This is a genomic window from Frankia sp. EI5c (assembly GCF_001636565.1).
Lineage (GTDB): Bacteria > Actinomycetota > Actinomycetes > Frankiales > Frankiaceae > Parafrankia.
On sequence record NZ_LRTK01000002.1, the window covers coordinates 1 to 20398 of the forward strand.

General features: G+C 71.2%; 14 protein-coding genes, 7 pseudogenes and 1 CRISPR repeat array. Of the genes and pseudogenes, 19 read left to right on the forward strand and 2 right to left on the reverse strand.

The features are described 5' to 3' along the window. Positions 1-217 precede the first annotated feature (217 nt). The 18 genes and pseudogenes from UG55_RS45060 to UG55_RS30955 all read left to right on the forward strand — a co-directional run. The coding region (locus UG55_RS45060; protein ID WP_255360398.1) for a CRISPR-associated endonuclease Cas3'' at positions 218-1450 on the forward strand (1233 nt) is incomplete at its 3' end. 12 nt (positions 1451-1462) lie between these two features. Further along, positions 1463-2436 (forward strand): CRISPR-associated helicase Cas3' (cas3, locus tag UG55_RS30910; RefSeq protein ID WP_255360399.1); only part of this gene is annotated, 974 nt, incomplete at its 3' end. A gap of 250 nt (positions 2437-2686) precedes the next feature. Further along, entirely contained in the window at positions 2687-3040 is a 354-nt protein-coding gene (locus UG55_RS30915; RefSeq protein WP_242423551.1) for a hypothetical protein, read from the forward strand. A gap of 736 nt (positions 3041-3776) precedes the next feature. Then, the coding region (gene casA, locus UG55_RS00895; protein ID WP_242423541.1) for a type I-E CRISPR-associated protein Cse1/CasA at positions 3777-5012 on the forward strand (1236 nt) is incomplete at its 3' end. A 1-nt stretch (position 5013) separates the two neighbouring features. Further along, positions 5014-5417, forward strand: a pseudogene (locus UG55_RS30920) (type I-E CRISPR-associated protein Cse1/CasA); the annotation flags it as partial. A 50-nt stretch (positions 5418-5467) separates the two neighbouring features. Beyond that, positions 5468-5707: type I-E CRISPR-associated protein Cse2/CasB (gene casB, locus UG55_RS30925; protein WP_242423552.1), on the forward strand; the 240-nt coding region annotated here is incomplete at its 3' end. 1 nt (position 5708) lies between these two features. Next, positions 5709-6037: pseudogene (casB, locus tag UG55_RS30930) on the forward strand (type I-E CRISPR-associated protein Cse2/CasB); the annotation flags it as partial. Positions 6038-6135: 98 nt separating this feature from the next. Beyond that, positions 6136-7266 (forward strand): type I-E CRISPR-associated protein Cas7/Cse4/CasC, encoded by a 1131-nt coding sequence (cas7e, locus tag UG55_RS00905; RefSeq protein WP_066061379.1) that lies wholly within the window; start codon positions 6136-6138, stop codon positions 7264-7266. After that, positions 7263-8084, forward strand: a complete 822-nt coding sequence (gene cas5e / locus UG55_RS00910) for a type I-E CRISPR-associated protein Cas5/CasD (protein ID WP_066061382.1) — start codon at positions 7263-7265, stop codon at positions 8082-8084. Before cas7e ends, cas5e begins: the two co-directional genes overlap by 4 nt. Positions 8085-8091: 7 nt before the next feature. Beyond that, the coding region (locus UG55_RS00915; protein ID WP_242423542.1) for a type I-E CRISPR-associated protein Cas6/Cse3/CasE at positions 8092-8740 on the forward strand (649 nt) is incomplete at its 3' end. 1 nt (position 8741) lies between these two features. Continuing rightward, positions 8742-8865, forward strand: a pseudogene (locus tag UG55_RS30935) (type I-E CRISPR-associated protein Cas6/Cse3/CasE); the annotation flags it as partial. Positions 8866-8925: 60 nt separating this feature from the next. Further along, positions 8926-9538, forward strand: a pseudogene (gene cas1e / locus UG55_RS30940) (type I-E CRISPR-associated endonuclease Cas1e); the annotation flags it as partial. Position 9539: 1 nt separating this feature from the next. Beyond that, positions 9540-9860: pseudogene (locus UG55_RS30945) on the forward strand (type I-E CRISPR-associated endonuclease Cas1); the annotation flags it as partial. Further along, a partial coding sequence (locus UG55_RS45065; RefSeq protein WP_255360400.1) for a type I-E CRISPR-associated endoribonuclease Cas2 occupies positions 9857-9950 on the forward strand: 94 nt, incomplete at its 3' end. The pseudogene UG55_RS30945 and the gene UG55_RS45065, both read left to right, overlap by 4 nt. 1 nt (position 9951) lies before the next feature. After that, positions 9952-10135, forward strand: a pseudogene (locus UG55_RS00925) (type I-E CRISPR-associated endoribonuclease Cas2); the annotation flags it as partial. Between the two features lie 18 nt (positions 10136-10153). Further along, positions 10154-10487: direct repeats of the CRISPR family, unit length 29 nt; unit sequence GTCGTCCCCGCACGCGCGGGGATCTTCCC. A 482-nt stretch (positions 10488-10969) separates the two neighbouring features. Continuing rightward, positions 10970-14500, forward strand: a complete 3531-nt coding sequence (locus tag UG55_RS00930) for a proline dehydrogenase family protein (protein WP_066061451.1) — start codon at positions 10970-10972, stop codon at positions 14498-14500. Positions 14501-14788: 288 nt separating this feature from the next. Beyond that, the coding region (locus UG55_RS00935) for an NADP-dependent isocitrate dehydrogenase (protein ID WP_242423545.1) at positions 14789-16367 on the forward strand (1579 nt) is incomplete at its 3' end. Between the two features lies 1 nt (position 16368). After that, positions 16369-17008: pseudogene (locus UG55_RS30955) on the forward strand (NADP-dependent isocitrate dehydrogenase); the annotation flags it as partial. Positions 17009-17156: 148 nt separating this feature from the next. Here UG55_RS30955 and UG55_RS00940 read toward each other — a convergent pair. Beyond that, the gene (locus UG55_RS00940; RefSeq protein WP_396230770.1) at positions 17157-18302 is read right to left on the reverse strand and encodes an SRPBCC family protein; all 1146 of its coding nucleotides are present in this window, start codon (positions 18300-18302) and stop codon (positions 17157-17159) included. Positions 18303-19047: 745 nt separating this feature from the next. Here UG55_RS00940 and UG55_RS00945 point away from each other — a divergent pair. Further along, entirely contained in the window at positions 19048-19287 is a 240-nt protein-coding gene (locus UG55_RS00945) for a hypothetical protein (protein ID WP_066061399.1), read from the forward strand. 16 nt (positions 19288-19303) lie between these two features. Here the strand turns inward: UG55_RS00945 and UG55_RS00950 are convergent, their stop codons facing one another. Continuing rightward, positions 19304-20320, reverse strand: coding sequence for an alpha/beta hydrolase (locus UG55_RS00950; protein ID WP_066061454.1), 1017 nt, complete (start codon positions 20318-20320; stop codon positions 19304-19306). Positions 20321-20398: the final 78 nt, after the last annotated feature.

Consider the following 20398-nt stretch of genomic DNA (forward strand, 5'->3'; position numbering starts at 1 on the left):
GCCGGGAAGACCCCCGCGCGTGCGGGGACGACACTTGCTGACCTGCAGTTTTGCCGCTCGGTCGGAGTGAAATTTATCAGTGGGTTGCAGCGGCGGTCGGCTGATCATGTGTGATTCTGGATGGGTGGGTGCAGGCCGACTGGTCTGCGGATGGTTGGATTGTGGGGTCACCAGGCTGACTCGGGGNGGTCTCTTGCAGGATACGGCGCTGGGTGTTGTGTGGGGGAAGTCGAAGCCGTCGCATCCTCAGGGCTCCATGCATCTTTTGCTGGGTCACCTGTTGGACGCGGCGGCGGTCGGCGAGATCATCTTTGATCGGTATCTGTCTGCTTCCGTCCGGAATCTTCTCGACGGGTGTAGCGGTGGACGCGGCCGGGAGCTGTTCGCGCTGCTGTGCGGGTTACATGATGTGGGTAAGGCGACTCCGGCGTTTCAGATGAAGGATGAAGGGCTGGCTGCCCGGGTCCAGGCGGCTGGTCTGGGGTGGCGGGGTCTGACAGTGCGGCAGGGGCGTGCCTGGCACCATTCCGCGGCCGGCGCTTTTATTGTCCGTCGGTGTCTGACGGAGGCCGGCTGGTCGCCTGAAGGGCGCGGCTGGGTGTGGCCGCTCATCGCAGGTCATCACGGCCTGATTCCCCCGCTGAGCAGGACTGATCCGCGGAACCACGTGCAGGCCCAGGGGCGTGGCCAGATCTGGGTGCAGGCCCAGGACGCGTTCGTGACGCGAGTCGCCGACGAATTGTCGGTTGATCTGGAAGCGCTGGCCGATGTCTGTCGGCCGAGGCGCGCTGAGCAGCTCACCCTCTCCGGCTTGATCATCATGGCGGACTGGATCGCGAGCGACGAGAAGCAGTTCAACGGGCTGTCGGAGCTGCCGTCAGTGTCGTGGGGAGGTGCCCGAGAGCGGGCGCGTCGGGCGTGGGAGAACCTTGGCCTTCGAGGGGGGTGGCGCGCGGGCGTGTCCGCTCCGCCGGGGGTGGGCGACCTGGTGTCCTATCGGTTCGGGAAGCTGGCGTGGCCGGTTCAGGGCGGTGTGGTGCGGGCGGCGGAGGAGCTGCGGGGTCCGGGTCTGCTGATCGTGGAAGCGCCGATGGGGGAGGGCAAGACCGAGGGGGCGTTCGCTGCGGTGGAGGTGCTGGCGCGGCGGTTCGGCGCGGATGGTGTGTTCGTGGGAATGCCGACACAGGCCACGGCGGATCCGATGTTCACCCGGGTCCGGGACTGGTCGGTGCAGGTGGACGCCGAGGCTCCGCTGGGCCTGTTGCATGGCCGGGCGCGGTTCAACAAGCAGTGGCTGGAGCTGGGGCGCGCCGCTGCCTTCGGCGGTATCCACGATGTTGACGAGTACGGGATGGACGACGACTACGGTCTGGGTGGCGGGTCGTCGTCGGCGGATCCGGATCGACCCGCGGTGGGTGGGGTGGCCGCGGCCGAGTGGTTCTTCGGCCGGNAGCGTGGGCTGCTGGCGCCGGTCACGGTCGGCACGATCGATCATGTGTTGCATGCGGCGACGAGGACGAAGCATGTGATGCTGCGCCAGGCGGGGCTGGCGGGCCGGGTGGTGGTCCTCGACGAGGTGCACGCCTACGACGTCTACATGGCGCAGTTTCTGTTCGAGGCGTTGCGGTGGCTGGCGGACGCCAGCGTTCCGGTGGTGCTGTTGTCCGCGACTCTGCCTCCGGACCTGCGCCGCGACCTTGTCCGTGCCTATCTTCAGGGTGCAGTCCAGCGCCTGGACGTCGAGGACGAGCTGCGGGGCCTCGCGGAGCCGGCGGGCTATCCGAGCGTGACGTCGGTGTGCGCCGTCGACGGAACCCCCCACCTGGCCGTCGATGTGTATGCGTCGAAGAGGCCGCGGCTCGAGGTCGGGGTGGAAATCCTCGACGAGCAGGACGAGTTCACCCCGGCGACGGTGGCTGCCGCGGTGACCGCGGAGGTGCAGGCGGGTGGCTGCGCGCTCGTGGTGTGCAACACCGTTGCCCGTGCACAGGGAGTTTTCACGGCGCTGCAACCGGTGTTCGGTGACGACGTCGTTCTGCTGCATGCACGGTTCATCGCGGCGGCCCGTGCCGAGCGTGCCGAGCGGGTGATCGACCTGCTGGGCCCGCCGGGTCGTCGTGGCGCCGCACGGCGGCCGGACCGTCTTGTCGTCGTGGCCACGCAGGTCGCTGAGCAGTCCTTTGACGTTGATGTGGATTTCCTGGTCACCGATCTGGCGCCGATCGATCTTCTGCTGCAGCGCATCGGCCGGCTGCACCGCCACCAGCGGCCGGTAGGCGCGCGCGCTGAGCGGTTCCGGGCACCGAGGGTGCTCGTGACCGGTGTGCGGTTCGGTGACGGTCGAATTCCGATGTGGCCGTCGGGCAGCCGCGCCGTGTACGGGGACCACCTGCTGCTGCGGTCGGCGGCTCTGGTTGCCGCGGCGGCCGGCGGGGGNGGCTGGTCGATCCCCGAGCGGGTTCCCGAGCTGGTGGCCGAGGGCTACGGTCGGACACCTCTCGGCCCGCAGGAGTGGGCATCGGCCGCGGACCGCTACCGGGCCCAGTGGGAGGAGAAGGAACGGCAGCGTGCGTCAGCTGCGTCGGCCTTCCTGCTGTCCGGGGAGGACCGGCTGGGTGCCCCGACCCTGGAGGGGCTGCATGACCGGTCGACCGAGGTGCTGGCGTCGGAGGAGCGGGTCGCCGCGGTGGTCCGCGACGGCGAGGAGTCGCTGGAGGTCATCCTCGTCCGCGGGAATCCGTCCGGCGGCTACCTGACGCTCGGCGGCCGGCCACTGGGCCAGAGCGGAGAAGCAGCGATCAGCGACGAGACGCTGCTGGAGGAGGTGGCGGGCGCCACGATCCGCCTGCCAGCCAACAAAGAGATCACGGCCGCCGCTCGTCAGGACCTCATGCCCTTGCCGGGCTGGGACGCCGACCCGTGGCTGAAGCGCGCCCGGGCACTCATTCTCGACGCCACTCTGTCCGTTCACCTCGGCGGATACCACCTGGTCTACGACCACAGCCTCGGCCTGACCCACGAACGGAAGACACCACGCTGAGTACCAGCCGTCTTCGAAAGGTGGGGCTTGAGTGTCCCCCGCGTGGGCGGGGACGACGTCCGGGCATCCGATACCCACGGAAGACCCCAGCGTGTGCTAGGCACCGACACCGTATCAGCCGCTCTCCCATGCACCCCCGAGCGCCCGGTACCCAGTCCGTACCTCCGAGACCCAGTTGTTAAGTTCGGNGGGACGCGCGGTAGTGTGTCGCTGTGCCGATCANCCACTTTCCACAGCCGCGCTCGCGCTGCCGTTCTTCCCTGTCTTGTGCCTGGCGGTACAGCTGCTCGGGCGGCCAGGGACGCCGGTCTTCAGCGAGCGGTCCGTGTGGGATCCGATGAGGGAGGCCATGCGGGCGTCTCCGCTCCTTATGACCGCCTTGAGCGGTGCGGGTTCAGGTCTGGGAGCCCCGTGGGCTGCTGCTGTCAGCCTCATCATCTTCGCCGGTGCTCTTGGCGTCGCCTGCGTGGCGCGGGCAGTCATGCCGGACAGGTCGGCGGATCGGTTGGCCTGGTGGCAGGACCGCCGCCGGTATCTGGAACGGCGGACGCGTCAGCGCCGCTCGAAACGGGACCGGAAAGGTTAGACGTGTAAAGCGACCGGGTTGCGCAGCGCGGCGGTATCTGAGGGGCCGGGCACCTACGCCTGGGTGGTCACGGCGCAGCATTGTCGGAGGGGTCTGGTAAGTATCGGGTGTCCTTCGGGCTGGAGGGCTCTTCGTTGAACGGGGGAATCGTTGAGCGGATTTGACCTGACGGTGGAACCGTGGATCGAGGTGGTCGATGACGGCCGCGTTCGTGAGGTGGGCCTGCGGGAGGCGCTGATGGGGGCTGACCGGTGGGCTGGCCTGGCGGTCGCCGATCCGTTGGAGACTGTCGCAGTGCTTCGGCAGGTTCTCGTTCCTGTCGTGATGGACGCGGTGGGTGTTCCCGGGGACCGCGCTGCGTGGGCGCGTCGATTTGCGCGGGGTCGGTTCGATGACGCGGACGTGACGCGGATCGGCGACTATCTGGATACCCACGCGGACCGGTTCGATCTTTTTGATGCGCGTCGGCCGTTTGCGCAGGTGGCGGGTCTGCGGACGCTGAAGGACGAGACGAAGCCGGTCTCGCTGCTGTTGTCACGGCTGGCGTCGGGGAACAACGTGCCGCTGTTCAGCGCACGGACGGAGAACGATCCGCCGTCGTTGTCGCCGGCCGCGGCTGCGCGGGCGTTGCTGGCGGCTCATTGCTGGGACACCGCGGCGATCAAGTCCGGTGCTGCCGGTGATCCGCAGGCGAAGGCGGGAAAGACGACGGGGAATCCGACGGGGCCGCTGGGTCAGCTCGGGGTGGTCGTGCCGATGGGTGCGACGTTGTTCGACACGCTGATGCTGAACCTCCCAACCCTGCCTGCGGGCGCTCGCCGGTCGGATGACTGCCCGCAGTGGAGGTCACCGGAGTCGGCCACCGCGTCATGGCAGGTGCGTGCCGCGCGCGGGAGGCTGGATCTGCTGACCTGGCAGGCCCGGCGGGTCCGGCTCATTCCGGAGGCCGATGCTGCGGTGCCGGGTGGTGTGGTGGTGCGGCGGGTGGTGCTGTGCGCGGGAGACCGGTTGGACGGCCCGGTGCATGATCTGGAGCCACACACCGCCTGGCGGCAGGTGAAAGAGCCGAAAAAGGGTGACCCGCCGGTACGGCCGGTGCGTCACCAGCCGGGCCGGGCGGCGTGGCGGGGGCTGGCGGGGCTGCTGGCAGTGCACGGTCCCACCGCGGAGAAGGTGTCGGCACCGGCGCTGATGCAGCAGGTGGCTGATCTGCAGGCCGACGGATATGTGCCGGAGGATTTCCCGCTGAGAGTTCTGACCGTCGGGGTGTCCTACGGCACCCAGTCCGCAGTCGTGGACGACGTGATCGTGGATGAGATCCCGCTGCCGGTGGCTGCGCTCGCGGCGGACTCGCGGGTTCGCTACACCCTGTTGCAGGTGGCAGGCNAGGCGGAGGCGTTGCGGATCGCAGCCAACCGTCTCGATGATGATCTGCGTGCGGCTTGCGGTGCGGCGAAGCTCCCCTGGGATCGAGGGCAGCATCTCGGGGAGGTGCTGATTCACCGGCTTACTCCGGTGGTGCGGCGGCTGCTGGCCGGTTTGCAGCATCATCCCGAGGAGGTCGAGCAGGCGGAGGACGCCTGGCGGATCGTCGCGCGGCAGCTGGCCTGGGAGATCGCGGATCCGGTGCTGTCCGCTGCCGGCCCGGGGACGTTCCTCGGCCGCGATCCCGATCAGCGGTTCGGTCCGCGGCTCGCGGTCGCGGAGGCGTCGTTCCGCCGTTCTCTGAACACCATTCTCGGCCGGCCGGTGACCGGGACCGCTCCGGCTACCGGCACCAGCGCGGCCTGACCGACCTCGGATTTCTGGGATACCTCATGACGATCGAAGCCCCAGTAGCTATGTCCATCCCGGCGGGGGATGCGCCCAGGCCTCGTTTCTGGGAGCTCAGGCATGCCGACGGCCGGCCTGACGGCGCGGCCTTGGCCGCGTTGCGGCAGGGCGCGGGCCGGGAGCCCGGCACGGTTCCGCAGATGTGGCGCCATTACACCACCCTGAACCGGGGCGGGGAGCTGAGCTTTCAACTGCGAGCCGAGCATGTGGCACTCGTGCTGTTCGCCGTCCATCAGCAGTCGCAGTCCNCCCTGATGCATGCGAGCGGTATCAGCCTCGGAACGGCGATGGCCGGCCTGCGGGAGAGCGGGAAGTTCAGCCAGGAGGCGGTCGACCGCCGGTTCGAAGCCGCGGCCACGGCGACCTCGCTGAACGAGGCCTCCTACCATCTGCGGGGTCTGGTCCGTCAGCTGCGGGGCCTGTCACCGGCGCAGCGGCTGGACTACACCGCGCTGTTCTGGAACCTGGTCGACTGGCAGGACCCGGCGAAGGTCGGGGGGGTCCGGCGCCGTTGGGGCTCGGACTACTTCCTCGCGCGTAACGGGAAGCCCGGTCCCGCAACACCGGCGACCAGCTGATTCAACTCAGGAAACTGCCACCGGACACGGTTTCGGTGGCGTCGTACTCCACAGCCGCGCAGAGACGTTCTGTCGCTGCGTGAGGAGAGGGAATCCTCATGCGTACCTATGTTGATGTGCATGTTCTGCAGACGGTGCCCCCGTCGAACCTGAATCGTGACGACGCCGGTACGCCGAAGCAGGCGATCTACGGCGGGGTGAAGCGGGCGCGGGTGTCGTCGCAGGCGTGGAAGCGCGCCACCCGCACCGCCTTCGCGGATCTGGTCGACCCGGCGGATCTGGGTACCCGCACGAAGAAGATCTCCGCGCTGCTTGCTGAGAAGATCGCCGCCCGCGGGGGGCTTGCGCCGGACGACGCGGAGCGGGTTGCGACGAGTGTGCTGTCCGATCTCGGGATCAAGGCGGGGAAGAAGGCCGCGGAGACCGCCTACCTGCTGTTCTTCGGGCGTCCTCAGCTGGATCGGCTGGTCGACCTGATCGGGGCCGACCTGCCACGCCTGGCCGGTCTCGACGACAAGGCGTTGGCCGAGGCGGTGAAGGAGGTGCCGGTCCGCGCCACCCTCGGGACCGGGCATCCGATCGACGTGGCGCTGTTCGGGCGGATGGTCGCGGACCTTCCCGGACTCAACGTGGACGCCGCCACCCAGGTCGCGCACGCCCTGTCCACCCATGCCGCGGAAGTGGAGTTCGACTACTACACCGCGGTCGACGACGAGAACCCGAAGGAGGACACCGGCGCCGGGATGATCGGCACGATCGAGTTCCAGTCCGCGACCCTGTACCGGTTCGCCACCGTCGGCCTGCACCAGCTCCTCGACAACCTCGCCGGAGACACCGACGCCGCCGTCGAAGCACTACGGGTCTTCCTCACCGCGTTCACGACCTCGATGCCCACCGGGCACAGCAACTCGTTCGCGCACCGCACCGCCCCGAACCTGCTCACCGTCGCGATCCGCACCGACCAGCCGGTCAACCTCGTCTCGGCGTTCGAGAAGCCGGTGACCGCGAACGGGCATGGCCTGCTCGCCGGCTCCGTCGCACAGTTCGCCGCCGAACTGGACCAGACCGCCGCCCTGTGGGGTCTGCGCCCGGACCTGGTCGTGTCCACCTACGACACCACCGACGCCGACCCGGCGACCACTGCCCTCGGCCCGTCGGTGCCCTTCCCCCAGCTGGTGACCACCGTGACCACCGCGGCCCGCGACCGGCTGCAGGCCACCCGCCGATGACCACCCCCGCCGACCCGCGGTGTCTGGTGCTGCGCCTGGCCGGCCCGGTGCAGTCCTGGGGCGGGGCCAGCATGTTCAACCGCCGCGACACCCAGCCCGAACCGACCAAAAGCGGCCTGGTCGGTCTGCTCGCCGCCGCCCAGGGCCGGCGCCGCACCGACCCGATCGAGGACCTGCTGGAGCTCACCTTCGGCGTGCGCACCGACCAGCCCGGCACCCTGCTGCGTGATTACCACACGGTCAGCGACTACCGCGGCCGACCACTGCCCTCGGCCGCGGTGTCCGCCAAGGGAATCCAGAAGCCCACCTCGCCGGCGAAACACACCCACGTCACCGAGCGGTACTACCTGCAGGACGCTGTCTTCGTCGCCGCCCTCAGCGCACCCGACGACGTTCTTCGCCCGCTCGCCGCCGCGCTGCGAGCTCCCGCGTTTCCCCTCGCGCTGGGCCGTCGCTCCTGCCCACCCACCCAGCCGCTGCTACTCGCCCCGACCGGCGACACGGCACCGCCGCTATGGGACGGCGACGTCGCTACGGTTCTGGCGGCGGTGCCGTGGCAGGCCGGGCCGGCGCAGAAGGAGCGGCTCGCCGCCACCCGGCCCCGCCCGCGCACCATCGACCTGCCGGTCACCGTCGACGATCCGGACGGTGATGACATCCGCCGGGACGTCCCGACCACCTTCGACCCCCGCAACCGGGGATTCACCAGCCGCCGAGTCCGCCAGAGGTGGGCCCGGCTGCCACCACCCTGGCCCGTCGAGGACACCGACGCCGACCCTGCGGCTGGCCATGACCCGTTCGCGTTGCTGGGATGGTGAGCCGTCCATGACCTACCTGTCCCGTATCTGGCTCAACCCGCTGCGATCCGGCGCCCAGGCGTTGCTGCGCAGCCCCGAGAACATGCACGCGGCCGTCCTCGGTGGCCTGGCCATCCAGCCGGTGACCGAACGGGTCCTGTGGCGGCTGGAAACCCGCGAGCAGCACCGGGCGGAACTGCTCGTCCTCACCGACTCCCGGCCCTCCTGGGCACACCTCGTCGAACAGGCCGGCTGGCCCGGCGCCGACGGCGCCGAGGCGATGATCCGTGACTACCAGCCACTGCTCGACCGTCTCCAGCACGGCCGCGAGTTCGCCTTCCGACTGCGCGCGAATCCCGTCACCGCGACCCGGACCCCTGCCAAACCCTCAGCTCGACAAAAAGAACATCTTGCCCAGGAGCGGCCTCGCGGCGTGCGCGTTCCGCACCGCACCGCCGCCCACCAGCTGACCTGGCTGACCAGCCGGGTGGAACGGTGGGGATTCACACTTCTGCGGACCGACACCGGACCGGTCGTCGCGCTCACTGCCCGCGAACGTCTCACCTTCGCCAAGAAGACCCATGACAACACGGAACAGCCGAGAGCGAACCACAGCGGTAACGAGAAGACCCGCCGGGTCGTGCTGAGCACCGCGACCTTCGACGGCGCGCTGCGCGNCACCGACCCCGACCTCGCCCGGCGAACCCTGCTGGACGGTGTCGGACCCGCCAAGGCCTACGGCTGCGGGCTGCTCACCCTCGCCCCACTCACCGCCGGGCCCACCGGCGCGGGAGGTGGGTGACGGTGTGGTGGCTGTCCGACCCACTCGACCTGCACCGCATCGAAGACCGNGTCTCCTCCNTCTACGTGGAGAAAAGCCACGTCGACCGGGCCGACAACGCCGTCGTCATCGTCAACAAGGAACGCACCGTCCGCGTGCCCGCCGCGTTCGTCGCCACCCTGCTCCTCGGCCCCGGAACCCGCATCACCAGTGGCGCGGTACGTCTGCTCGCCGACTCCGGCACCGCCGTGTGCTGGGTCGGCGACCGCGGCGTACGCATGTACGCAGCCGGCCTCGGCCCTGCCCGCGGCTCCGGACTCCTGCTCCGCCAGGCCTACCTCGTCACCCGCACAAAGGAACGTCTCGGCGTCGCCCGGCGCATGTACGCCAAACGCTTCCCCGACGACGACGTCACCACCGCCACCATGCAGCAGCTCCGCGGCCGCGAAGGCGCCCGCATCAAAAAGGTCTACCGCGCCCACTCCGAGCGCACCGGCGTCCCCTGGGTCCGCCGCGTCTACCGCCCGGGTGACCCGTTCGCCGCCGGCGACGACATCAACCGACTCCTGTCCGCCGGCCACAGCTGCCTCTACGGCATCTGCCACGCCGCCATCATCGGTATCGGCGCCAGTCCCGCCCTCGGCTTCGTCCACACCGGCTCGGCGATCTCCTTCGTCCTCGACATCGCCGACCTNTACAAAGCCGACTACACCATCCCGCTCGCGTTCGACCTCGCCGCCGCCGGCCACACCGACGAACGAGACATCCGCACCGCATTCCGCGACAAAGTCGCCGACGGTCACCTCATGGCCCGCATCGTGCGCGACATCAAGGACCTTCTCCTCGACAAGGACACTCCCGACCTCGACGACGACGGCCTGCACCTGTGGGATGAGATCGACGGCCAGGTGGCCGGCGGGGTCAACTGGGCCGCCGACGTCGCCGACAGCTGGGACGACCTCACCAGCCTCGGCATCACCGGCCCCGACTTCGCCCCCGGACCTCCACCCGGATGACCGTCATCGTCCTCATCGCCGCCCCCGAAGGCCTCCGCGGCCACCTCACCCGCTGGATGATCGAAATCGCCGCCGGTGTCTACGTCGGCANCCCCGGCGCCCGCGTCCGTGACCGCCTCTGGACCCTGCTCACCCAACGCATCGGAGACGGCCAGGCAGTCATGATCGAGCCAGCCAACAACGAACAAGGCTGGGCCGCCCGCACGGCCGGCCGCGACCGCTACCACCCCGTCGACTACGACGGACTGATGCTATTCGCCCGCCCCCGCCGGTAACATCCCAGCTCAGCAAGTGTCGTCCCCGCACGCGCGGGGATCTTCCCGTGTCCTCCGCAGGCGCGGGCAGATTCGCGACGTCGTCCCCGCACGCGCGGGGATCTTCCCCTCGTCTTGGCCGGCGGCGACACCCTCACCGTGTCGTCCCCGCACGCGCGGGGATCTTCCCAGCATGTCCCAGGATTGGATGGACCAGCGAGCGTCGTCCCCGCACGCGCGGGGATCTTCCCCCGGTCCGGCGTGCGGCGAGGAGCTCGGTCTCGTCGTCCCCGCACGCGCGGGGATCTTCCGGGGTACATGTCGACCTCGGTCGACCTGAACCAGTCGTCCCCGCACGCGCGGGGATCTTCCCCCNCCCCGCCATGATCGGAGCGCCAGTGACCAGTCGTCCCCGCACGCGCGGGGATCTTCCCATGCCCGGCCTGGGACTCGGCACCCCCATCGAGTCGTCCCCGCACGCGCGGGGATCTTCCGCGCCAGACCGTGGGCTTGGTGAGCGTCGGTTCGTCGTCCCCGCAGGCGCGGGGATTTTCTGTCGCTGTTGGCCTCGACTCCCCGGGGTCGAACCGGACGAGCGTCAGCCGGGCGGGTTTCGCGCGTCGTGCGAGTTCCAGGTGCCGGCGGGCGGTGCCCTGCGGCGGGCGGCCGGGCGTTCCCCGTCGTGGACGGTCGTCTGGTCGGCTTCGTAAGCGGCCCCATCGGACCTGGAGAGGCGGACATAGTCCCCGGTGAGGGTCGTTGGGTGGGGCAGGGCCGCGACACTGGAGGAGCTCGCACTGGGTAGGGCCCATGGCGCCGGTGACGGGCGCTGGCGACGAGGACCTGGGGATGCCGATGACTGCGGCTCGCTGCACCACCGTGTCCGAGCTCTCCGCCGTGGCGGACGAGGCGGTGGCGCTCGTCCACCGCTGGGTCGGCGAGGCGGCGGCCGAGCCGGTTGACGCCGCGGCGGCGCGGCTGGCGGGGCTCCTGCGGGCGCCGGGTGGTCTGGCCTTCACGGTGGGGTTCGTCGACGGGGTGATCCGGCCGGAGGACCGGCGGGTCGCGGCGCGCAACCTGGCCCGGCTCGCGCCGTCCACGCCCGGCTTCCTGCCCCGGTATCTGCGGGCGGCGGTCCGGGCCGGTGGGGTGGCGGGGCCGGTGGCGCCCTGGCTGGTGATCCCGGTCGCCCGGCGGGCGCTGCGGGGCATGGTGGGGCATCTGGTCGTCGACGCCACCGAACGGCGGCTGGGGCCGGCGATCGCGGCGGTGCGCGGGCCGGGTGTCCGGCTGAACCTGAACCTGCTGGGCGAGGCGGTGCTCGGCGAGCGGGAGGCCACCCGGCGGTTGGCCGGCACGATGGCGCTCGTCGAGCGGCCGGACGTCGACCATGTGTCGATCAAGGTGTCGGCGAGCACGGCCCCGCACGCCCCCTGGGCGTTCGAGGAGACGGTGGCCCAGGTGGTGGACGCGCTGCGTCCGCTGTACGAGCGGGCGGCGGCGACCCGCCCGGCGACGTTCATCAACCTGGACATGGAGGAGTACCGGGATCTGGACCTGACGATCGCGGTGTTCACGGCGCTGCTCGACCGGCCGGAGCTGCGCGGGCTGGCGGCCGGGATCGTCCTGCAGGCATACCTGCCCGACGCGCTGGGGGCACTCGTCCGGCTGCGGGAGTGGAGCGCGAAGCGGGTCGCTGCTGGTGGCGCTCCGATCACCGTCCGCGTCGTGAAGGGCGCGAACCTGCCGATGGAGCGGGTCGAGGCGGCGCTGCGCGGCTGGCCGCAGGCGCCGTACGGCTCCAAGGAGGAGACGGACGCGAACTACAAGCGGCTGCTGGATCATGCGCTGCGGCCGGAGAACGTCGGTGCCGTGCGGATCGGGGTCGCCGGGCACAACCTGTTCGACGTCGCCTTCGCCTGGGTGCTCGCCGGGCACCGCGGCGTCCGGTCCGCGCTGCGGTTCGAGATGTTGCTGGGAATGGCGCAGGCACAGGCCCGGGTGGTCGCCCGCGAGGTCGGCGGGCTGCTGCTCTACACCCCGGTCGTGCGGCCCGCCGAGTTCGACGTCGCGATCGCCTACCTGGTCCGCCGGCTGGAGGAGGGGGCGAGCCAGGAGAACTTCCTCTCCGCGGCCTTCGGCCTGGCCGGTGACGATTTGCTGTTCGCCCGGGAGGAGCGGCGCTTCCGCGCGTCGGTGGCCAGGCTGGAGGCGGAGCGCTCCGCCATGCCCGGCCCGCGGCGCACGCAGAACCGGCTGGCACCCGCCGCTCCCGCCACCTCGGCTGCTCTCGCCACCTCGGCTGCTCCCGCCACCTCGGCTGCGGAGGTCTTCCGCAACGCGCCGGACACCGACCCCTCGCTGGCTGCGAACCGGGCGTGGGCGCGGCGGATCCTGCTGCGGGCCGGGGCATCCGACCTCGGCGCCGACCTCGTCGCACGGGCCGCCGTCCGCTCGCGCGCCGAACTCGACAGCCTGCTGGACTCCGCCGTGGCGGCCGCCCCGGCCTGGGCCGAGCGGGGTGGGAGCGGTCGGGCCGAGGTCCTGCGCCGCGCGGCCGACCAGTTGGAGCGGCGGCGCGGCGAACTGATCGAGGTGATGGTCGCCGAGGCGGGCAAGACGTTCGACCAGGCCGACCCGGAGGTGTCCGAGGCGGTCGACTTCGCCCGGTACTACGCCGCCCGCGGCGCCGAGCTCGACGACGTCGACGGGGCGGTGTTCACCCCGGCGCGGCTCACCGTGGTGACGCCGCCGTGGAACTTCCCGGTGGCGATCCCCGCCGGTTCCACCCTGGCGGCGCTCGCCGCCGGCTCGCCGGTCATCCTCAAGCCGGCGGGTCAGGCCCGCCGCTGCGGCGCGGTGCTGGCACAGGCGCTGTGGGACGCCGGAGTGCCCCGCGACGTCCTGCGGCTCGTCGACGTCGACGAGGGGCCGCTCGGGCGGGCGCTGGTCAGCGACCCGCGGGTCGCCCGGGTGCTGCTGACCGGGGCGTTCGAGACCGCGGAGCTGTTCCGCTCCTGGCGGCCCGACCTGCCGTTGCTGGCCGAGACGAGCGGCAAGAACGCGATCGTGGTGACACCCGGCGCGGACGTCGACCTGGCGGTGCGGGATGTGGTCGCCTCCGCCTTCGGGCACGCCGGCCAGAAGTGCTCGGCCGCGTCCCTGCTCGTCCTCGTGGGCTCGGCCGCGCGCTCGCGCCGGCTGCGTGACCAGCTGCTGGACGCGGTCCGCTCGCTGGCGGTGGGGCCGGCGGACGCGGCGACGTCCCAGGTGGGCCCGCTGATCGAGCCGGCGTCCGGCAAGTTGCTGCGGGCGCTGACGACGCTCGGGCCCGGCGAGCGGTGGCTGCTGCGGCCACGGCAGCTCGACGCCGACGGCCGCCTGTGGTCACCCGGGGTGCGCGCCGGTGTCACCCGCGGGTCGGAGTTCCACCGCACCGAGTACTTCGGCCCGGTGCTGGGGATCATGACGGCGGTGGATCTCGCCGCGGCCGTCGAGATCCAGAACGACGTCGACTTCGGCCTGACGGCCGGGCTGCACTCCCGTGACCCGGCTGAGCTCGCCTACTGGCTGCGGCACGTCGAGGCCGGCAACCTCTACGTGAACCGGGGCATCACCGGCGCGATCGTCGGACGTCAGCCCTTCGGCGGCTGGAAGCGGTCGGCGGTCGGGCCGGGGGGCAAGGCCGGCGGGCCGAGTTATCTGCTCGCGCTCGGTGACTGGGCCGGCAGGCCGAGCACGGCCGGCGCCGCTCTCGGGCCCGCCGCCCGCCGGCTGCTCGCCGCCGTGGAGGAGACCACGGCGCCATCCGGCCCCGCCGGCGGCCTCGACGCGGCCGGTCTTGAGCGGGCGCTGCGGAGCGACGCCGCGGCCTGGGCGGGTCACTACGGTGCCGCCCGGGAGATCGGCGGGCTCGGCGTCGAACGCAACCTGCTGCGCCACCGACCCGTGCCGGTCGAGATCCGGCTGGTGGACGACGGGTTCGTCCCGCTGGTGCGGGTGGTCGCGGCGGGGCTGCTCGCCGGCTCGCGGCTGCGGGTGACCTCCGCCGCGCGGCTCCCGGCGCCACTGCGGACGGCGTTCGCCGAGCTCGGGGTGCCCTGGCGTCGGCAGCGCGACGACGAGTGGCTGGCCGAAGTCGCCCGGTGCGCGGCGCGCGGGCGTGAGCTGCGCCTCCGCCTGGCCGGTCGCGACGTCGAGGCGCAGGCGGCGGCGGGTCGGGCGGTGGCGGCGGTGACCCGCGGCCGGCCGGCGATTGTGATCCATTCGAACCCGGTCACGGAGTCCGGTCGGCTGGAACTGCTGCCGTTCCTGCGGGAACAGGCGATCAGCGTGACCGCGCACCGCTTCGGAGCACCGGACGACCTGGCCACCGGGCTGAGCTGAGGCCGCTCCGGCCCTGCTCCGCCACCGCTCAGGCTCTGCTCCGCCGCTGCGCCGCCGCTGGTCTGGCCCTGCTTTGCCGCTGCTCGGACGCCTTGGGATCGCATACCGTCTGACCTGGGCCGGGACGCATACCGCGTGCGCCGGACCCCCGGGCCGCGATAAAAAGCTTAGCCTACCTAACATTCGTGGCGGTTCGACGGTGGCGCGTCCGCGTCCGGCCCGCGGCCACCCGGCGGGCAGGGCATACCTTGATACGACACGCAGTAGTAGACGCGAAGCGGAGTTTCGGTGACTGAATCGGTGATCATCTACACGCAGACCGACGAGGCGCCCGCCCTGGCGACGTACTCGTTCCTGCCGGTGGTGCAGGCGTACGCGTCGACGGCCGGGGTCGAGGTCGTGAGCCGCGACATATCCCTGGCCGGGCGGATCATCGCCAGCTTCCCCGAGTACCTCGACCCGTCCCAGCGCATCGACGACGCGCTCGCCGAGCTCGGTGACCTGGCGAAGACGCCCGAGGCGAACATCATCAAGCTGCCGAACATCTCGGCCTCGATCCCGCAGCTGCGGGCCGCCGTCGCCGAGTTGCAGCAGCAGGGCTACGCGCTGCCGGACTACCCGGACGACCCCCGGACCGACGAGGAGCGGGAGATCCGCGCCCGGTACGACAAGGTCAAGGGAAGCGCGGTCAACCCGGTCCTGCGTGAGGGCAACTCCGACCGCCGGGCGCCCGCCTCGGTCAAGGGCTACGCCAGGTCACACCCGCACCGGATGGGCGCCTGGAGCGCCGACTCGAAGACCAACGTCGTCACCATGGGCGCCGACGACTTCCGCGGCACCGAGAAGTCCGCGGTGATCGCGGCGGACGGCGCGCTGCGCATCGAGCTGGTCGGTGACGACGGCACCACCACCGTCCTGCGGGAGTCGGTACCGGTGCTCGCCGGCGAGGTCGTCGACGCCTCCGTCATGCGGGTCGGCGCGCTGCGCGAGTTCCTCACCGCCCAGGTCGCCCGGGCCAAGGCCGAAGGCGTGCTGTTCTCCGTGCACCTCAAGGCCACGATGATGAAGGTCTCCGACCCGATCATCTTCGGCCACGTGGTGCGGGCCTTCTTCCCCGAGACGTTCGCCCGCCACGGCGCGGCCCTCGCCGCCGCCGGCCTCACCCCCAACGAGGGCCTCGGCGGCATCTTCAAGGGCCTGGAGGCGCTGCCCGAGGGCGCCGAGATCAAGGCTTCCTTCGAGGCCGAGCTGGCCGGCGGCCCGGCCCTGGCCATGGTCGACTCCGACCGCGGCATCACCAACCTGCACGTGCCCAGCGACGTCATCGTCGACGCGTCCATGCCGGCGATGATCCGCACCTCCGGCCACATGTGGGGCCCGGACGGGGCCGAGGCCGACACGCTGGCCGTGCTGCCCGACAGCAGCTACTCCGGCGTCTACCAGGCGGTCATCGACGACTGCCGGGCGCACGGTGCCTACGACCCGGCGACGATGGGCTCCGTGCCCAACGTCGGGCTGATGGCGCAGAAGGCCGAGGAGTACGGCAGCCACGACAAGACCTTCGAGGTCCAGACCACCGGCACGGTGCGGCTCGTCGACACCGCCGGCACCGTCGTGCTGGAGCAGACCGTCAGCGCCGGCGACATCTTCCGCGCCTGCCAGACGAAGGACGCGCCGATCCGCGACTGGGTGAAGCTGGCGGTCAGCCGGGCCCGGGCCACCGGCGACCCGGCGGTGTTCTGGCTGGACGAGACCCGCGCGCACGACGCCCAGCTCATCGCAAAGGTGCGGGCCTACCTGCCCGAGCACGACACCGAGGGCCTGACGATCGAGATCAAGGCTCCGGTCGAGGCGACGAAGTACTCGCNGGAGCGGATCCGCCGCGGCGAGAACACCATCTCGGTGACCGGCAACGTGCTGCGTGACTACCTGACCGACCTGTTCCCGATCCTGGAGCTGGGCACCAGCGCCAAGATGCTCTCGGTCGTACCGCTGATGAACGGCGGTGGCCTGTTCGAGACCGGTGCCGGCGGCTCGGCGCCGAAGCACGTCCAGCAGCTGGTCAAGGAGAACTACCTGCGCTGGGACAGCCTCGGTGAGTTCCTCGCGCTGGCCGTCAGCTTCGAGCACCTCGCGCAGCGCACCGGCAACGCCCGGGCCCAGGTGCTCGCCGACACCCTCGACCGGGCGACGGCGACGTTCCTCAACGAGGACAAGTCGCCGACCCGCCGCGTCGGCGGCATCGACAACCGGGGCAGCCACTTCTACCTGGCGCTGTACTGGGCCCAAGAGCTGGCCGCGCAGACCGCCGACGCCGCGCTGGCAGCGGCCTTCGGCCCGTTGGCCGAGACGCTCGCGTCCCAGGAGAAGGTCATCGTGGACGAGCTGCTGGCGGTTCAGGGCTCGCCCGCGGACATCGGCGGCTACTACCAGCCCGACCCGGTGAAGGCCACCGCGGTGATGCGTCCGTCGGCGACCTTCAACAACGCCATCGCGACACTCGCCTGACGGCGGCTGCCTGACACGGCGGTCTGCCTGCCACGGCGGCGCCTGCCTGCGGGCGCCGGCCTGGCGCCACCGGCTGGCGCCGCGGCAGCATTCGACGGGGAAGGGCCGCGGGCCTCGCGGCCCTTCCCCGCCCAGCTGCCGGCGCGGTTCAGCGGCCGGCGGCCAGTGCCTTCGCCAGCACCTCGTGGCGGTGGTGCAGACCGGGTTCGTTACGCCCGAAGACCACACCCGTCCGCGCGCCGGTGGCCATGGTCGCCTGCACCTGGGCCGCCAGCGCGTAGTCCTCGTTGCGCACGGCCTCGTGCGCGTAGTCGAAGATCGTTCTGGCGGTCTCGGCGATTCCCTCGTCACTGACATCCATGGACGACGCGTTCTGGTGAACGGTCACCGAATGGCCGGGACGTTCGCCCGGGTACACCCGGAAGATCTCACCGTTGGCGACGGTCACCGACAGCACGATGTTCGGGAACAGGGCGTAGATCAACACAAAGTTGTTCAGCGGCACCCACTCCTCCTCCGGCTGGTCGGCGAGATCGGTGATGTGCTTCATCGGGAAGATCAGCCGATGGTGCGGGCCGAAGGAGTCGAACAGCGCGCAGTTGCTTTTCGTGATCTGGGCAAAGGTCTCGCGATGCACCGTGGCGAAGTGGTAGCTCTCGGCGAAGGTGTCGAGCGCGAGCTTCCAGTTGACCGGTGCGTCGAGGACCTTCTCGCCCACCGGCGCCCAGTTCCCGATGCCCCACGAGGCCAGCTCCGGGCCGAGCTCGCCCAGGTGCGCGTCGATGTCCAGCGGACCTGCCTGCGGGTCCAGGCCGACCCACAGGAAGCCGGCGTTCTCGGCGGCGGGCAGCTCGGTCAGGCGGGCCTTCCCGTCCAGGGTGGCGGGGAAGCCCTCCCGGCCGGGACCGCCGACGAACGCGCCCCGGGCGTCGTACGTCCAGGCATGCCAGGGGCAGACGAACCGTTCCGCCGTGCCGCAGCCCGTGGCGACCTGGGACTGCCGGTGCAGGCAGATGTTCTCGAAGGCCCGGACGGTCCCGTCCTCGCCCCGGGTCAGCAGCACCGGGACATTCATGACCGTCTTTGTGCAGTAGCTTCCCGCCCCTGGCAGCTCGGAGCTGTAACCCACCAGCTGGGGTGACCGGCGGACCAGTTCGCGCTCCCTTTCGAACTGCTCGGGATCGGTGTAGGCGGCGGCTGCCACGCCGCCCTCCGCCGGCGTCATGTCGGTGGTTTTATCAGTGGCTATTTTCAGCGCCCGTCGCGTGAGGTCGACGAGTTCGTGGCGGTCGATGTGAGCCCTCCCAATTCGATGGATTCGACGGAGCTGGCATCCCGCGTACCTCGGGGCAGGAGACGGGATCAGTGGCATGAATTGTATGTGCCTAGCACCAACGGTCTTTAACCGGGCTAAGTCGCCATCCGGACAGGAAGGCTGGCACTCCGGTGCGTCACGGACAGGTGCGACGAGAGTGGTGATCGGGGAGCTGGCGTGGTGGTGGCTGCGCGGTGGCGGGCGCCCGTCAAGAGGTGAGAGTCCCGCCGTTCCATGACCTGTGGCGCCCCGTGGCGCCCCGTGGCGCCCCGTGGCGCCTTGGGGCCCTGTGGTCGCCGCGTGGGCGCCTTCGCGGCGGGAGAGCTGACTGGTGCTGCTGTGGTGGCCGTCACCCGGCCGGCGGTGGGCCGGCGGCCGGTGGGGGCGGCGGCGGTGCGCCGGGGCCGTCCCGAGGGTGGCCGGCGCCGGTGCGACAATGCCGGCGGCGCTCCCGGGGCACTGTCGACACGGATTCGACAATGTCGTGACGCGGGTCACGCAAAAGCAGTGGCGGTGATCGGGGTCACTAAGGACTGTCGCTTCTCCGACCGATTTCCCGCGATGTGGTCCACGACATAGACGTGGCTTACACCGGTGCCCGAACCGCCCTCGCAAGTGCGTCCGACGTCACGTGTGGGAGTCCGTATTCTTTCCCGGCTTTCGGGTCATTATTGATTCGACGGCGGAAATCAGCCGTCGCTGGACATGTCGCAAGGAGGCAGCCGTGAACCTTCACCTCTCCGACCGCTCCGGGCTGTACCGGAAGCTTGCCGCCCGCCGCGCCGTCCGTCGCCAGCGTCACGAGTTCGACCTGATCATCGAGTCGGCGGACACCTCGCCGGCGCTGCGGCAGGAAATCGAGGCGATCTACGCCCGGCAGAACGCCGGGATCCCCGCGCAGGGGGATGGGCTGGCGCGCCGGGACAGCGGCGTGACCAGGAGCCGCGCCAAGGACCGCGGCTGACCCACGGTCCGCTGACCTAGAAGCGGATCTTCAGCGCGGCGCGCAGGTAGGAGATCCTGTCGTCGCGCTCGCGGCTCACCCCGGCGGCCTCCCGGCTCACCCCGGCGGTGCCGTGTACCGCCGCCGGGCTCCGGTGCCGGCGGCGGGAGCCGGGACCGCCGGTGCACCGCACGGCCCCCGAGGCCGTCGGCGCCGGCGCAACGGCCACCGGCGAGGCCGGCTGGTGCCGCAGGTCGACGGGAACACCGGCGGCGCGCAGCCGCGCCGCGTAGGCGACGCCCTCGTCGAGGAGCCGATCGCCTTCCTGGACGGACACATACGCCGGCGGGAGCCCGCGTAGGTCGGTCGCCCGCGCCGGCGCCGCGTACACGGGTACCTCGTCCGTCCCGGCCACGCCCGCGCCGAGGTAGGCATCCCAGCGGGCGGCGGCGTCGGGCCGCGGCCCGACGCGGGCGCGACGGTCGTCCAGCTCGGGCCGGAGCAGGCACTGGCAGCACAGTGCCGGCCCGCCGCGGTCCCGCGCGAGCAGGGCGAGCGCGGCGGCCAGACCCGCTCCGGTGTTCACCCCGTGGACGGCGAGGCGGGTGGGATCGACCCCGAGCCGGTCGGCGCGGTCCACCGTCCACAGCAGCGCGGCGTAGCAGTCCTCGATCGCCGCCGGATAGGGGTTCTCGGGGGCGAGGCGGTAGTCGACCGAGATGACGGTGGCGCCCAGTGCCCGGCCGAGCTCGATGTTGGCCCGGTGGTCCGTGCCCAGGGCGCCCGCGACGAACCCGCCGCCACGCAGGTGGAGGATCGCCGGCGTCGGCCGGCTGCCGATCAGCGGGGTGTAGATGCGCACCGCCACGTCGGGTGCGTCCGGCGGGCCGGGGACGGTGGTGTCCGTTATGTTCACGCCGGTCAGGTCGATCTCCCTGGTCGCGGCGAGAATCAGCTCGGTGGCGCGGGCCCGGTGGGCGCTGATGCCGTCCAGCAGCGGGTGCGGCGTGATCTCGATCAGCGCGGCGCGCTCGGAATCGAAGCGGTAGGGCACAGCGTCCTCCAGCACACGTGTCGGGCACCCGTGGTCGCCGTCCGCCCCCTTGCGTCCAGAACCACCCCCATGTTCGCC

Bases quoted from the DNA above. Each gene is read 5' to 3' on its own strand.
- cas7e (WP_066061379.1), top strand. From the start codon at position 6,136: ATGCGTACCTATGTTGATGTGCATGTTCTGCAGACGGTGCCCCCGTCG.
- cas5e (WP_066061382.1), top strand. From the start codon at position 7,263: ATGACCACCCCCGCCGACCCGCGGTGTCTGGTGCTGCGCCTGGCCGGC.
- UG55_RS00930 (WP_066061451.1), top strand. From the start codon at position 10,970: ATGACTGCGGCTCGCTGCACCACCGTGTCCGAGCTCTCCGCCGTGGCG.